This is a genomic window from Streptomyces sp. NBC_01314, assembly GCF_041435215.1.
Lineage (GTDB): Bacteria > Actinomycetota > Actinomycetes > Streptomycetales > Streptomycetaceae > Streptomyces.
Map to the genome: position 1 here is coordinate 7445476 of NZ_CP108394.1, position 13747 is coordinate 7459222.

General features: G+C 68.9%; 12 protein-coding genes and 3 tRNA genes. 10 read left to right on the forward strand and 5 right to left on the reverse strand.

Going from position 1 to position 13747, the window contains the following annotated elements; all coding sequences use genetic code 11:
- Positions 1 to 7 precede the first annotated feature (7 nt).
- Complete coding sequence (locus tag OG622_RS32850; RefSeq protein ID WP_371580250.1) at positions 8 to 1465, reverse strand: amino acid permease; 1458 nt, start codon at positions 1463 to 1465, stop codon at positions 8 to 10.
- A gap of 277 nt (positions 1466 to 1742) precedes the next feature.
- On the opposite strand from OG622_RS32850, the gene OG622_RS32855 reads away from it, so the two are divergent.
- Together OG622_RS32855 and OG622_RS32860 are read left to right on the forward strand one after the other, a co-directional pair.
- Positions 1743 to 2228, forward strand: coding sequence for a ribose-5-phosphate isomerase (locus OG622_RS32855; RefSeq protein WP_371580251.1), 486 nt, complete (start codon positions 1743 to 1745; stop codon positions 2226 to 2228).
- A gap of 221 nt (positions 2229 to 2449) precedes the next feature.
- Positions 2450 to 3271 carry an Fpg/Nei family DNA glycosylase gene (locus OG622_RS32860; RefSeq protein WP_371580253.1) on the forward strand — a complete coding sequence of 274 codons (822 nt, stop codon included), beginning with the start codon at positions 2450 to 2452 and terminating at the stop codon, positions 3269 to 3271.
- A 34-nt stretch (positions 3272 to 3305) separates the two neighbouring features.
- Here the strand turns inward: OG622_RS32860 and OG622_RS32865 are convergent, their stop codons facing one another.
- Positions 3306 to 4547 carry a GNAT family N-acetyltransferase gene (locus OG622_RS32865; protein ID WP_371580255.1) on the reverse strand — a complete coding sequence of 414 codons (1242 nt, stop codon included), beginning with the start codon at positions 4545 to 4547 and terminating at the stop codon, positions 3306 to 3308.
- A 225-nt stretch (positions 4548 to 4772) separates the two neighbouring features.
- Here OG622_RS32865 and OG622_RS32870 point away from each other — a divergent pair, with 225 nt between their 5' ends.
- Both OG622_RS32870 and OG622_RS32875 read left to right on the forward strand, forming a co-directional pair.
- A complete protein-coding gene (locus OG622_RS32870) occupies positions 4773 to 5945 on the forward strand; it encodes a PP2C family protein-serine/threonine phosphatase (protein WP_371580256.1) in 1173 nt (390 codons plus the stop codon).
- A gap of 208 nt (positions 5946 to 6153) precedes the next feature.
- Complete coding sequence (locus tag OG622_RS32875) at positions 6154 to 6639, forward strand: HD domain-containing protein (protein WP_371580257.1); 486 nt, start codon at positions 6154 to 6156, stop codon at positions 6637 to 6639.
- 25 nt (positions 6640 to 6664) lie between these two features.
- Here OG622_RS32875 and OG622_RS32880 read toward each other — a convergent pair whose 3' ends face one another.
- On the reverse strand, positions 6665 to 7867 hold the full coding sequence (locus OG622_RS32880) for an acyltransferase family protein (protein WP_371580258.1): 1203 nt from the start codon (positions 7865 to 7867) through the stop codon (positions 6665 to 6667).
- A gap of 579 nt (positions 7868 to 8446) precedes the next feature.
- Between OG622_RS32880 and OG622_RS32885 the strand changes: the two genes are divergently transcribed.
- On the forward strand, positions 8447 to 8641 hold the full coding sequence (locus tag OG622_RS32885; protein ID WP_371580259.1) for a hypothetical protein: 195 nt from the start codon (positions 8447 to 8449) through the stop codon (positions 8639 to 8641).
- Between the two features lie 305 nt (positions 8642 to 8946).
- On the opposite strand, the gene OG622_RS32890 is transcribed toward OG622_RS32885, so the two are convergent.
- On the reverse strand, positions 8947 to 9414 hold the full coding sequence (locus tag OG622_RS32890; RefSeq protein ID WP_371580260.1) for a DUF6083 domain-containing protein: 468 nt from the start codon (positions 9412 to 9414) through the stop codon (positions 8947 to 8949).
- Between the two features lie 206 nt (positions 9415 to 9620).
- Here OG622_RS32890 and OG622_RS32895 point away from each other — a divergent pair.
- Positions 9621 to 9703: transfer RNA gene (locus OG622_RS32895), tRNA-OTHER, on the forward strand.
- A gap of 230 nt (positions 9704 to 9933) precedes the next feature.
- On the opposite strand, the gene OG622_RS32900 is transcribed toward OG622_RS32895, so the two are convergent.
- Positions 9934 to 10004: transfer RNA gene (locus OG622_RS32900), tRNA-Gly, on the reverse strand.
- A gap of 176 nt (positions 10005 to 10180) precedes the next feature.
- On the opposite strand from OG622_RS32900, the gene OG622_RS32905 reads away from it, so the two are divergent.
- The 4 genes from OG622_RS32905 to OG622_RS32920 all read left to right on the forward strand — a co-directional run bounded on the left by OG622_RS32905 (position 10181) and on the right by OG622_RS32920 (position 13715).
- Positions 10181 to 10257, forward strand: a tRNA-Pro gene (locus OG622_RS32905).
- Between the two features lie 196 nt (positions 10258 to 10453).
- Positions 10454 to 11854 (forward strand): trigger factor, encoded by a 1401-nt coding sequence (gene tig / locus OG622_RS32910; protein ID WP_371580261.1) that lies wholly within the window; start codon positions 10454 to 10456, stop codon positions 11852 to 11854.
- 429 nt (positions 11855 to 12283) lie between these two features.
- On the forward strand, positions 12284 to 12892 hold the full coding sequence (locus OG622_RS32915) for an ATP-dependent Clp protease proteolytic subunit (protein ID WP_046703654.1): 609 nt from the start codon (positions 12284 to 12286) through the stop codon (positions 12890 to 12892).
- Between the two features lie 142 nt (positions 12893 to 13034).
- Entirely contained in the window at positions 13035 to 13715 is a 681-nt protein-coding gene (locus tag OG622_RS32920; protein WP_037703089.1) for an ATP-dependent Clp protease proteolytic subunit, read from the forward strand.
- The last annotated feature ends 32 nt before the right edge of the window (positions 13716 to 13747 follow it).

A 13747-nucleotide genomic window follows, 5' to 3' on the forward strand; every position in this document is an offset into this window, starting at 1 on the left:
CCCGTGCTCAGTGCACCTTGTCGGACACCTCGGCGGTGGTGGCCTTCCGGCCACCGATCTTCTCCTTGACGACCGCGATGCCGACGACGACCGCCGCGACCAGCAGCGACAGCAGCAGGATCTCGCGGTTGCCGTGCTCGGTGTCGGTGAGCATGTAGCCGAGGACGAAGAGGATCAGCCCGATCGTGGCCCACGTCAGATACGGGTACAGCCACATCTTCACGACGAGCTTCTCCGGCGTCTCCCGCTCGATGATCCTGCGCATGCGCAGCTGCGAGAAGCAGATGACGAGCCACACGAACAGGGCGACCGCGCCGGAGGAGTTGACGAGGAAGAGGAAGACGCCCTCGGGGAAGAAGTAGTTGAAGACGACGGCGACGAAGCCGAAGACGACCGAGGCGAGGATCGCGGTCATCGGTACACCCCGGACGTTCGTACGGCCGAACGCGCGCGGCGCGTCCCCGCGCTCACCCAGCGAGAACGCCATCCGCGACGCGGTGTACAGACCGGAGTTCAGACAGGACAGCACCGACGTCAGCACGATGAAGTTCATGATCTGCCCGGCGTGCGCGATCCCGAGGGAGTCCAGGGCGGCGACGTAGGAGCCCTTCTCCTTGATCGACGGGTCGTTCCACGGCAGCAGCGTGACCACGACGAAGATCGAGCCGAGGTAGAAGACGCCGATCCGCCAGATGATGCTGTTGGTGGACTTGGTGATCGCCTTCTGCGGGTTCTCCGTCTCCCCGGCGGCCAGCGTGGCGATCTCGCTGCCCATGAAGGAGAAGACGACCAGCAGCACACCGATGAGGATCGCGCCCGCGCCGTTGGGCAGGAACCCGCCGTGGTCGGTCAGGTTCGACAGCCCGGCCTTGTCGGTGTCGGCCCCGGGCAGCACCCCGAACACCGCGAGACCGCCCACCACGATGAACGCGGCGATCGCGACGACCTTGATCCCGGCGAACCAGAACTCGAACTCGCCGTAGGAGCCGACCGACACCAGGTTCGTGGCGGTCAGCACGACCATCACGATCAGCGCCCAGCCCCACTGCGGCACCGCCGGGATCCAGCCCTCCAGGATCACCGCACCCGCGGTCGCCTCGACCGCGAGCACGACGACCCAGAAGAACCAGTACAGCCAGCCGATCGAGAACCCGGCCCAGCGCCCGAGCGCGCGGTCGGCGTGGGCCGAGAAGGAACCCGACGTCGGATTGGCGGCGGACATCTCACCGAGCATCCGCATCACCAGCACCACCATCGTGCCGACGAGCGCGTACGACAGGAGGATGCCGGGTCCTGCGGTCCTGATGCCGGAGCTCGACCCGACGAACAGACCGGCCCCGATCACACCACCGATCGCGATCATCGACAGATGACGGTTCTTGAGGCCGGCGTGCAGACCGGGGGAGGGGGGTGAGGAAGAGTCTTGGTTGTCTGCCTGGGACGGCAGAGTCGGCTGCGAGGTCATGGGGGGAGGTTTCCTTTGCGCCGTTGTGGGGACTTCCGTGCGTCTGCCCAGCGACCCTCCGATCGACTCTCGTAAGTGGGGGAAACGAGAGCCGACAGCCGGGGGCCGGGTGTGCCGCCGAAAGGATCGGTCCAGTGAATCGGAGGTGAAAGCATTCCTGAACCTTTGAATCCAGATTGTTACTTGAGCTTTACTTGAGGTTCCGTGGTGCAGCTCACGGTTTCGCCTGGCCGCACCCCGTCGTGCCGCGCCGAAACACGCGTGTCACACTCGGACCATGCGCGTCTACCTCGGCTCGGATCACGCCGGATACGAACTCAAGAACCACCTCGTGGAGTGGCTGCGGGCCGCAGGCCACGAGCCCGTCGACTGCGGGCCCCACATCTACGACGCCCAGGACGACTACCCGCCGTTCTGCCTCCGCGCGGCGGAGCGCACGGCCGCGGACCCCGGGTCCCTCGGCATCGTCATCGGCGGCTCCGGCAACGGGGAGCAGATCGCCGCGAACAAGGTGGCCGGCGTCCGTGCCTCCCTCGCGTGGAGCGCCGAGACCGCCGCGCTGGGCCGCGAGCACAACAACGCGAACGTCGTCGCCGTCGGCGCCCGCATGCACTCCCAGGAAGACGCGACCAAGTTCGTCGAGACCTTCCTCAACACCCCGTTCTCCGGCGACAAGCGCCACATCCGCCGCATCGACATGCTGGCGACGTACGAGACCACCGGCGACCTGCCGCCGATCCCGGCGCACCACCCCCAGGCGTAGATTTCTCGGCCGCCCACGAACTCGGGAGCCTGAGCTCGGAGGGCGGCCGCGGGTTGTATTTGGTTGCTCGCGCAGTTCCCCGCGCCCCCAAAAACGCCGGGCGCCCCCCACGCTGTCAAGGGGCGCGGGGAACTGCGCGACCAGCCCCCACCGGACCCGCAGCCGAAAACGCACCCCGAACCACCCCCCCCACCCACCCTGCCGAACCGCCGGAGGCCCCCGTGCCGGAGGGGCACACCATCCACCGCCTCGCCCAGGACTGCCTGACCCACTTCGGCGGTGGCGGGAACGCCCACGTCACGAGCCCCCAGGGCAAGTTCGCCGACGCGGCGGCCCTCCTCACGGGCACCCCGCTCGGCACCGCCGAGGCCCATGGCAAACACCTCTTCCTGCACTTCGGCGACCCGGACGCCGAGGAATGGGTGCACATCCACCTGGGCCTCTTCGGCAAGGTCACCTTCGGCCCGGCCCCCGCGCCCCCGCCCACGGACACCGTCCGCCTGCGACTGCGCGACGACACGTCGTACATGGATCTCCGCGGCCCGACGACATGCGCCCTGATCACGGACGCCGAGAAGCAGGCGATACACGCCCGCCTCGGCCCGGACCCGCTCCGCCCCGACGCCGACCCGGCGCGCGCCTACGCCCGGGTCTCCCGCAGCCGTACGACGATCGCCGCGCTCCTCATGGACCAGAAGGTGATCGCGGGCGTCGGCAACGTCTACCGCGCGGAGGTCCTCTTCCGGCACGGCATCGACCCGTACCGCGCGGGCAAGGACGTCACCCCGGCGGAGTGGGACGCGATCTGGGCCGACCTCGTCGGCCTCATGCGCGAGGGCGTACTCCACAACCGCATCGACACCGTCCGCCCGGAACACACCCCGGAGGCCATGGGCCGCCCGCCCCGCGTCGACGACCACGGCGGCGAGGTGTACGTGTACCGCAGGGCGAACATGCCCTGCCACATCTGTGGCGGCGAGATCCGCACCGCCGATCTCGCCGCCCGCAACCTCTTCTGGTGCCCGGTCTGCCAACAGCGGTGAACCCCGGACCAGAGACGAGTTCGGGCTGCGCGCCCTAGAACCCGTGCGGCAGCCAGGGCGCCAGCCCCGACGCGAGGAACGCCACGGACGCCTCCGCCAGCGCCCCCTGCCGCAGCTCGCGCACCCGCCCGGCCGCGGCCAGGGAGGACAGGCTCACACCACCCAGATAGGCCGCCCCCAACTCCCGTACGGAGAGGGAGAGCTCGGCGGCGTCGGCGGTGCGCTCGCAGGTCGCGCCCTTCGGGTCGCCGGTGAGCCGCCAACGCCCCTCGTTCCAGGGGCAGAAGGCGTCCTCGACCTCGAACACCACATCCAGCGGCGCCTGATAGGTCCGGATACGCAGGGCCGCGCCGACGTCCACGAGCCTCAGATGCAGGTCGTCCTTGACCCGCAGCCCGCAGCGGCGGATGTCCGACACCAGGTGCAGCGCCGGCTCGTCCACGGGAAGCCGGTGGGCGACGACGCGCGCCGTCAGGTCGATGTCGAACAGGAACCGCCACAGCGCGGCGTGCGCGGCGGGGTCCACGGCCTCCAGCGCGCTCAGCTGGACGACACCCTCCGGCCCGCTCGGCCCCCAGTCGGACTTGATCCGGAACCGCGCGTACCCGACCAGGGACCCGTCGCCGTCGACCCGCTCGGCCACCACACACTGCAGGGGCGACGCCCCGTCCCGGTGGCGGTCCGTGTCGAGCAGGTCCGCCCGCTCCCAGCCGGGCCGCCGAGCCAGCATTCCCGGCCGCTCCGGCACCCGGCGGGCGTACACCGCCTCGCACGCGTCGAGCACCTCGGCGGGGTCCGCGTACCGCAGCCGTACGTCGTCGGTGCCGGGCGGAACGGACAGCCGTACCCGGGCGGTGTCGATGTCGGCGGCGAGCCGGTGCGTGGCGAGGCCGTATCCGAACCGGCCGTAGATCACCGGCTCCGACGCGGTCAGCACCGCCAGCGGCTCGCCCCAGGAGCGGACGTCGTCCAACTGCCGCCGCATCATGGACGTCAGCACCCCGCGCCGCCGGTGCGTGGCCGCGACACCGACCATCGTGACGCCCGCCGCGGGGACGACGGCGCCGCCGGGCACCGTGAGGCGGAAGTCGAACGCCCCCGCCGTACCCACGCATTGGTCGCCGTCCCACACACCGATGGAGCGGTCGTACGGAGTGAGCGCCTGCCACAGCTCGCGCTCCTCCGCCGGTTCGGGGGCGCCGCCGAAGGCACGGATGAGGTTGTCGTACCAGACGTTCCAGTCTTCCTTGCGCAGCGCCCGCAGCTCAGTCGTCATACGCCATGCCTAGCAGGGCGATCCGGCACGAGCGAGCGAATTGTTCCCGCGCGTCGCCGTTCGACGTGGGATCCTTCCCAGGTGCCGCACGGAGGGCGCACGGGGGCCGAAGGGCGCGTTCCGGTGTGAGATCTGTGTGAGATTCGTCGTGAACCGGCCCTCGGAAGGGGGACAAGTAGGACCTCCTGTGCACAGGGGCTGGTCGGATGGATAAGGTCCCGAACAATGGCAGCAGGACGAGAGCGGCGCGCGGCGGCCGATACGTTCACGGCCCGGATGAAGAAGCTGGTTCACCGGGCCCGCACCGGCGTGCGCAAATCCGCCGTCGACTACTTCCGCGGGGACGGCTCCGACTGGATCGCCCTGGTCGGCCTGCTGCTGATGATCCCGCTGATCGCCTGCTTCACGATGATCGACGAGGTGTGGTTCTCACCCGCCGCCCTCGTCCTTCCCATCGTCGCGGGCGGCCTGCTGCTCCGCCCCGCCAGCCTCCTCGGTCTGTACGCGGCCGCCGCGACCGCGCTGATCGTGGAGTCCGTGAAGCTCGGGCCCTACACCGAGGGCCCGGCCCGGGTGACACCCGGCATAGTGCTCGTGGTCGCCGCCTGCGGTTTCTTCGGCCTTCTCATCGCCCAGTTCCGCAGCCGCGTCGGCGTTCCCTGGCGGCGCGGCGGCACCATGCTCTTCGACCTGCGTGAACGCATCCGGGTGCAGAGCAAGTTGCCGCAGCTGCCTGCCGGTTGGCACCGCGAGATGGCCCTGCGCCCGGCGGGCGGCCAGTCCTTCTCCGGCGACTTCGTCGTGGCCGCCCGTACGAACGGCGGTCGGACCCTCGAAGTCGTCCTCACCGACGTCTCCGGCAAGGGCATGGACGCGGGCTCCCGCGCCCTGCTCCTCTCCGGCGCCTTCGGCGGTCTGCTGGGATCGCTCCCACCACACGCGTTCCTCCCGGCGGCCAACGGCTATCTCCTGCGCCAGGACTGGGACGAGGGCTTCGCGACCTCCATCCACCTCGTCCTCGACCTCGACTCCGGCGACTACGAACTCTTCTCCGCGGGCCACCCGCCGGGTCTCCAGCTCAGCGCGGGCACGGGCCGCTGGGAGGAGAAGGCCGCCGAGGGCCCCCTCCTGGGCGTCTACGACGGTGCCCAGTTCGACCCGGTCAAGGGCTCCCTGCGCCCCGGCGACGTGCTGATGCTCTTCACCGACGGCCTCGTCGAGACCTCCGAGCGGGACATAGTCGAAGGCATCGACCGCCTCACCGGCGAGGCCGACCGCTACGTGGCCGGCGGCTTCCACGGCGCCGCCTGGCACCTCATCGAAGCCGTCGCCAAGGACGTCAACGACGACCGAGCCCTCCTGCTGATCTGCCGAGAGGGCCCCACGGCCACCAGGTAGCCGGGCCCCGTCGAGGGGCGCGAGGGAACTGCGCGATCAACCACGACGAACCCGCACTCGCCGACGAGCCCCATCCCCCGAGCTCGCAGGCGGTTCCAGGGGCGCAGCCCCTGGGGACGGGACGGGTAGGGGCGGCGGGGGCGACAATCCAGGCCCGAAAGCCACAACCCAGGCCCGAAAGCCACCACACGACAGGAGCCCCGACCCGATGCCCCCTACGCCCCTTCCGCTCACCGAAGTAGAGACCCTCGCAAGGGCCGCCCACGCCACCCAGACCGACAAGGCCGGCCGCCCCTACGCCGAGCACCTCCAGGCGGTGGCCCACGGCGTCAAGGCGAGGGGCGGCGACGAGGAGCAGATCGCCGCGGCCTGGCTGCACGACGCCGTGGAGGACGACGCCCTCACCGAGGAGTGGCTCGCCGAGGCCCCGCTGACCGCCCGTACGAAGGCCATTGTGCTGGCCCTCACCAAGCGGCCCGGCGAACCCCCGGAGGCGTACGCCGCCCGCATCATCGCCACTCCGGGCGCCCTCCTGGTCAAGCGGTCGGACCTCGCGCACAACGCGAACCCCGCCCGCCTCGCCGTTCTGGACGAACACACACGCCTCCGGCTGACCCGGAAGTACGCCCACATGCGAAACCTCCTCGGCCTGCCGGACGAACCGGCGGCCGAGGAGGTGACGGACAACCGCTGAGAGACGAGGGACGAGGGACTCGGGCCTACGCCTTGACCCCGGCCTTCCCGCGCTCGCGGGCCAGCTCGGTGGCGTCCCGCTTGAACGCCCACTCCATCTTCGGTTCCATGGCGAACCGGAACATCCGCTGCACCGGCGGGGTGCACAGCACAGTGATGACGGCCGCCGCGAAGAAGGTGGCGAAAAGCTCGCCGAGCGGCTGGTACACCCACGCGTTGGCGTCGTACCACTCCCAGAAACGCGAGCCCTTCGCCAGGAACCCGTGCAGCAGGTAGCCGTACAGCGTGCCCGCGCCCAGGACGGTGAACCACATCTTCCGCCGGGGCACCCAGGCGAAGAAGCACGTGGTGAGCACCATGGAGCAGCCGAACAGGGCGAGGGTCATGACGATGCCGGCCCACCACGGCGCACCCAGCTCCTGAGCGCTGTCGCGGTGGTAGAACCAGGCCGAGTTCATGTCCGGGCCCAGCCAGTACGCCAGCGCCAGCGCGCCCGCCGCCACCGGCACGGACAGGAGCCGCACCTCACGGCGCCGCATGAACTGGAAGTGCGCGGGCTTCATGAAGAGACCGACGACGAAGAACGGCAGGAACTGCAGGACGCGTTGCAGGTCCAGGTCGTCACCGATGTCGGGAGAGACGGACGCGAGCGCCGCGATGCCGAGCGCCACCGGGACCGGCCAGCGCACGACCTTCCACAGCGGCGTCGTCAGCCGCCACACGAACAGCGCGATCAGGAACCAGGTGAGGTACCAGGGGTCGAGCAGGCTGATGGGGTGCGAGGGATCGTTGTCGCCGTACCGCTTGAAGACGGAGTACGCGATCTCGAAGAGGACGTACGGCACGGCTATGCCGGTGACCAGCCTTCGGAGCCGGTCGGGACGCATGTCGAAACTGCGGGAGAAGTAGCCGGAGATGATGATGAACGCCGGCATGTGGAACGTGTACACGACCATGTACAGCGCCTCGGCGGCGCGGCTGTGGTCGGTCAGCGGCTCCCACGCGTGCCCCATCGCGACGAGCACGATGGCGAGGTACTTGGCGTTGTCGAAGAACGCGTCACGTTGTTTGGCCGGTCTGGCCTCCGGGGAGGCGCCACTTGGTGTCGGGTGGGGGGACGAGGACTTCAGCGAGCGCGGACTCGGCACTCCGTCGGCCGACGACTGTGGTGACTGAGCCGGCGGGAGCGGCGCCCCGGGCCGGCCGTGCGGTCGCAGCGAGTTCGTCACAGACCCTCCCGCCGGGCACTCCGGGGGGCGGTCCGAGCACTCGCTGCGCAAGTGGGGGACGAGGCAGCGGTGAACATCTGAGGCACCCTAGCGTTGTCTGTGCGATTTCGTAAAACCACCGATGTGAATCCTGTATTGAGGAGTACGTGTCACTCACGGGTACCCAGGATTCGGTGAAGTTGTCATCGGGCAGAGCGTCACTGTGCGTACACCGCAAGGCACATGGCATGCACCAATCTGTCCGCATTCATCCCGACTAAATGGTGCATAACATGCGCAGGCGACTCCGGAGGAATGTCCGATTGATTACCGTCCTGGCGGCGCACCTTGGTGTGTCTGTGGCAACAATTCGAATTACCTGCGGACGGGTTGTGTGTGCACGGAAACGATCACCCTGAATTCGTTCCCGACACCCTGCCGTTGGCCGGGGGGCGGGGGTGGCGCGCGTGCGGTGCCGTGGCCGACGTTGCTCACCGGCTGCATAGGACGGCCTGGTTGGTGGCACGATGGTTCTGGCGGGGTGCGCGTGGGGTCGGCGCCCCGGGCCGGGAGTGCGGACCGACCGAGGGTGTGATCTGTGTGGCCATTTCGCTGTCAGTGGTGCTCTTGTTGGGGATCATTCTGGTAGTCCTGATGCGAGGAGGGACGATCAAGGCCGGACCGGCGGTCGTCGCCATCCTGTTCGGCTTCTTCCTCGCCTCGACGGGCATGGCCGACGACATCCAACGCTTCCTCGACTCGATAGCGGACACGCTCAACTCGATCCAGTTCTAGTGTCCGCCCGGACGGGCGACGTGAGGCGGCGAACTGTCAGTCGGCGCACCGTGAGACGACAAGAACCTCCGGCCCGGTCCGAGGAATCTCTCGAAACCGGGCCGGAGGCCATTGGGGCGCCGACGGGAATCGAACCCGCGTAGCCAGTCCGGAAGATCGCGTAGGCGGACCGGGCCTGACCTGGCGAGTCGCTGAGGTGCGGGTTCTCGCTTCGCTCCCCGGTGCTTCCCGCTACGTACCGCCGGTCACCACCTCGATCGGGCATGCGAGAGACACGGACCGCACTCCGTGCTCTCCGCCGCGCTCTACGGCTCTCCCCACTCGGGGACGCACATCATGCGGTGGGCCGGCACGACGGGTTCGCTCGGCGGCGGATCGATTCCACGGACCCGTACGGCCACGATGTCCGTGGGGACGGGGGACCGGTCCGGAAGCCTCGTCAAACGCCACCGGAAGGCCTCTGGGACGTCCTTGGCGGGCAACTCCACCATGGCGAGGCTGACCCACCGGTCGTAGTTGGTGGGGTACACGCGAACCAAGGCGCCACAATCCGGGCAAACCGGAGGCTCGATCCATGTCACGTCGTCGGGATCGGGGTCAGGTCTCGGCGCTGACGTGGCCCCGTCGGCTGCGGCCATCTCGTTGGCGAAGGTGTTCCAACACCTCTCGCAGAGCCGTGCCATGAGGCGGAACCGTCCCCGTTCGCGCACGGTGAGGTCGGTCTCCTCGCAGCGATCGCATACGAACTGGTCACGATCCTGAATCGCCCCCATGCCTCTGAGTGTGAGCGAATCCGACCAGATCCCAGTAGGTCGCGATTTGGCCTCGTCCGAATCCGATCCGACGATCAGGCGCGCAGGCGGCCACCCGGACGCGGCGATGGGCCCGGGTGGCCGAGCGTGCGCCCTGAGGCGTCACTCCTCGAAACTCCCCGGAAGGAGGTGGGCTCGCCGGTCTCCGAGTCGGTACGATCCGCCCGGCCATGAGTCGTTCAGCGGCCCAGGACGTCGCACTCGGGTTCGCCCCGATGCGGAAACCCCGGTTCGAATCCGGGCCATGGCACCCCGCGAACCGACCACCAACACACGGCAGTTGTACGGCTCGCTCCCGCGTCACCACCTCGAACCCACCTTCGGCGCTGTCGGCATCGCCGAGATCTCGCCCCCGCTCGTACGGCGCAAGATCGAAAGCCCAAGGGGCGCGCGGGGGACACGGCGGACTGAACATCGCCCCGGAAATGATCCAGGGCCAGGCAGAGAATCGAACCTCTGGCCTGGCCCTGAGTCGTACAGAGCGGGCGACGGGAATCGAACCCGCGTAGCTAGTTTGGAAGACTAGTGCTCTACCATTGAGCTACGCCCGCACAGCTCGCGCCGCAGGTCGGACGACCGCGGCACAGTAGGCATCGTAGCGGGTCGGGCGCCGCCGCCGCACACCCCTTACCGGCCGTGCCCGTCACCCGCCGTCGCGCGCGCCTGCGCAGTCGGTAATACGGCAACCGCATGGTCTGCGGGCATGTACCCTACGTGTCGCACCAGACGGGGTGTGGCGCAGCTTGGTAGCGCGTCCGCTTTGGGAGCGGAAGGCCGTGGGTTCAAATCCCGCCACCCCGACCACCGCGCCGGTACGGCGCACCCACCACCGGCGAGATCACCTTTTGGGGCGTGTACCGCCTGCGGTTACTATGCAAGCTGCGCGCCCGTGTGTCTGCATTCTCATGTCCCTCAAGGGCCGCGAATCCGCTGAAGCTCCGCCACACCCGGCGGGGTGCGTCAGCAACCCCCAGAAGTCAGCCCCCAAGGAGACCGAACCGTGAAGAGCGCCGTGGAGACCCTGAACCCGACCCGGGTTCGGCTCAGCATCGAGGTGCCCTTCGAGGAGCTCAAGGACAGCCTCGACGCGGCGTACAAGAAGATCAACCAGCAGGTCACGGTGAAGGGCTTCCGCAAGGGCAAGGTCCCGGCCCGCGTCATCGACCAGCGGTTCGGCCGCGGTGCGGTGCTGGAGGAGGCCGTCAACGACGCGCTCCCGAAGTTCTACACCGACGCGGTCAACGAGGCCGAGCTCAACGTCCTGGGCCAGCCCGAGGTCGACATCACCGAGCTGAAGGACGGCGAGACGCTGAACTTCACCGCCGAGGTCGACATCCGCCCGACCATCGAGATCCCGGACTACTCCGGCATCGAGGTCGAGGTCGACGCCGTCGAGGTCAGCGAGGAGGACATCGAGAAGGCGGTCGAGCAGCTGCGCGAGCGCTTCGCCTCCACCTCCCCGGTCGAGCGCGCCGCCGAGGACGGCGACGTCGTGACGATCGACCTGGAGGCCAAGGTCGACGGCGAGATCCTGGAGGACGGCGTCGCCGAGGGCGTCTCCTACACCATCGGCTCCGGCGAGCTGCTGGACGGCATCGACGACGCCGTGAAGGGCCTGGAGGCCGGTGGCGAGGCCACCTTCGCCTCCGAGCTCAAGGGCGGCTCGGCGGCCGGCAAGGAGGCCGAGGTCACCGTCAAGGTCAGCCAGGTCGCCGCCCGCGAACTCCCGGCGCTGGACGACGAGTTCGCCCAGCTCGCCTCGGAGTTCGACACCCTCGAGGAGCTGCAGGCGGACAGCCGTAAGCGCCTGGAGAACATGAAGCAGTACGACCAGGCCACGCAGGCCCAGGAGCGTGTCCTGGAGAAGCTGCTGGAGCTCGTCGAGGTGCCCGTCCCCGAGAAGCTGCTCGAGGACGAGATCAACACCCGCAAGCACAACCTGGAGCACCACCAGCTCGGCCAGATGGGTCTCGAACTGGAGAAGTACCTCGAGATCCAGGGCAAGACGGTCGAGGAGTTCGACGCCGAGACCAAGGAAGCGGCCGTCAAGGGCATCAAGACCCAGTTCGTCCTCGACGAGCTGGTCGCCAAGGAGAAGCTGAACGTCAACCAGGAGGAGCTCACCGAGCACCTCATGCGCCGCGCGGCCTCCTCCGGCATGTCCCCGGACCAGTTCGCCCAGGCAGTCGTCCAGAACAACCAGGTCCAGCTCCTCGTCGGCGAGGTGGCCCGCGGCAAGGCCCTGGCCCTCGTCGTGGAGTCCTCCACGGTGAAGGACACCAACGGCGAGGTCGTCGACCTGGACGACGAGGACGAGACCGAGGAGACCCCGGCCGAGGCCGAGGCCACCGAGGAGGCCCCGGCCGCTACCGAGGCCGAGGAGAAGGCCCCCGAGGCCTGATCGCTCGCCGATCGCCTACCGACGGGCCCCTGGATCACTTGTGACCCAGGGGCCCGTCGGTCTGCCCAGGGGCGCGGGGCTGTGCCGATATGCGGCTCCGCCGCGTGGGCGCGGCCGGCCCTCTGCGAGCCGTACCCGCCGATACACCCGGCGTGGCAGACGCGTCTGCGGCCCGTCCGTGGCCGGCCGCGCGGTTCCCCGCGCTCCTTTCAGGGCCGGCGGCCACAAGGCACCGCCCAACCGGCGGAGCGCACACGCATGCGCTGACAGCGAACAGTTCCCTTTGCGGGATTCACCGGCGGAGCCACCGCGTTAGGGTCCATGAAGACGAGGGCTGGGCTGTCGGTGAACGGCTCGGCCCCCGGAAGGGAAACGTGAAGACGGCCCGGCGCCGTCGTAAGACGAGCAGGTGGATACGTGACGAATCTGATGCCCTATGCCGCCGGCGAGCCTTCCATCGGTGGTGGCCTCGGCGACCAGGTCTACAACCGGCTGCTTGGCGAGCGGATCATCTTCCTCGGCCAGCAGGTCGACGACGACATTGCCAACAAGATCACCGCACAGCTGCTGCTCCTTGCCGCAGACCCCGACAAGGACATTTACCTCTACATCAACAGTCCCGGCGGCTCGATCACGGCCGGCATGGCGATCTACGACACGATGCAGTTCATCAAGAACGACGTGGTGACCATCGCCATGGGCCTGGCGGCCTCGATGGGCCAGTTCCTGCTCAGCGCGGGCACCCCCGGCAAGCGCTTCGCGCTGCCGAACGCCGAGATCCTGATCCACCAGCCGTCGGCCGGCCTGGCCGGTTCGGCCTCGGACATCAAGATCCACGCCGAGCGGCTGCTCCACACCAAGAAGCGCATGGCGGAGCTCACCTCTCAGCACACGGGGCAGAGCGTCGAGCAGGTGACCCGCGACTCGGACCGCGACCGCTGGTTCGACGCCTTCGAGGCCAAGGAGTACGGCCTCATCGACGACGTGATCCCCACGGCCGCCGGTATGCCGGGCGGCGGCGGTACCGGGGCGGCCTGAGAGCCGATGACGGCAGCAGGGCCGCAGAGCTCCCCGTAGCCCTGAAGCCCCCCGGGGGAGCTCCTGAGCCTCCTCGGGGCCGTCAGCGCCCCTCCCAGTCCCTCTCCAGTCCACCGCTCCAGCCCTCTTTCCAGGAGACACCGTGAACGACTTCCCCGGCAGCGGCATCTACGCCCGCACCGAGGCCGAGTACACCGGCCCTCGCGCCGAGTCCCGTTATGTGATCCCACGTTTCGTCGAGCGCACCTCGCAGGGCGTCCGTGAGTACGACCCGTACGCGAAGCTCTTCGAGGAGCGGGTGATCTTCCTCGGGGTGCAGATCGACGACGCCTCCGCCAACGACGTCATGGCGCAGCTGCTGTGCCTGGAGTCGATGGACCCCGACCGGGACATCTCCGTCTACATCAACAGCCCCGGCGGCTCCTTCACGGCGCTCACCGCGATCTACGACACGATGCAGTTCGTGAAGCCGGACATCCAGACGGTCTGCATGGGCCAGGCGGCCTCGGCCGCCGCGATCCTGCTGGCCGCCGGTACGCCGGGCAAGCGCATGGCGCTGCCGAACGCCCGCGTCCTGATCCACCAGCCGTACAGCGAGACGGGCCGCGGTCAGGTCTCCGACCTGGAGATCGCCGCCAACGAGATCCTCCGGATGCGTGCGCAGCTGGAGGACATGCTGGCCAGGCACTCGACCACGCCGATCGAGAAGATCCGCGAGGACATCGAGCGCGACAAGATCCTCACGGCCGAGGACGCGCTGGCGTACGGCCTGATCGACCAGATCATCTCCACGCGGAAGATGAACAACAACAGCGTCCGCTGACCGCGGAAAGGATGTATTGTCTGCCGCCCCTT

Excerpts from the sequence above, each read along its gene's own strand:
- OG622_RS32850 (WP_371580250.1), bottom strand. The coding sequence starts at position 1,465 with ATGACCTCGCAGCCGACTCTGCCGTCCCAGGCAGACAACCAAGACTCT.
- OG622_RS32855 (WP_371580251.1), top strand. The coding sequence starts at position 1,743 with ATGCGCGTCTACCTCGGCTCGGATCACGCCGGATACGAACTCAAGAAC.
- OG622_RS32865 (WP_371580255.1), bottom strand. The coding sequence starts at position 4,547 with ATGACGACTGAGCTGCGGGCGCTGCGCAAGGAAGACTGGAACGTCTGG.
- OG622_RS32870 (WP_371580256.1), top strand. The coding sequence starts at position 4,773 with ATGGCAGCAGGACGAGAGCGGCGCGCGGCGGCCGATACGTTCACGGCC.
- OG622_RS32875 (WP_371580257.1), top strand. The coding sequence starts at position 6,154 with ATGCCCCCTACGCCCCTTCCGCTCACCGAAGTAGAGACCCTCGCAAGG.
- OG622_RS32890 (WP_371580260.1), bottom strand. The coding sequence starts at position 9,414 with ATGGGGGCGATTCAGGATCGTGACCAGTTCGTATGCGATCGCTGCGAG.
- OG622_RS32915 (WP_046703654.1), top strand. The coding sequence starts at position 12,284 with ATGCCCTATGCCGCCGGCGAGCCTTCCATCGGTGGTGGCCTCGGCGAC.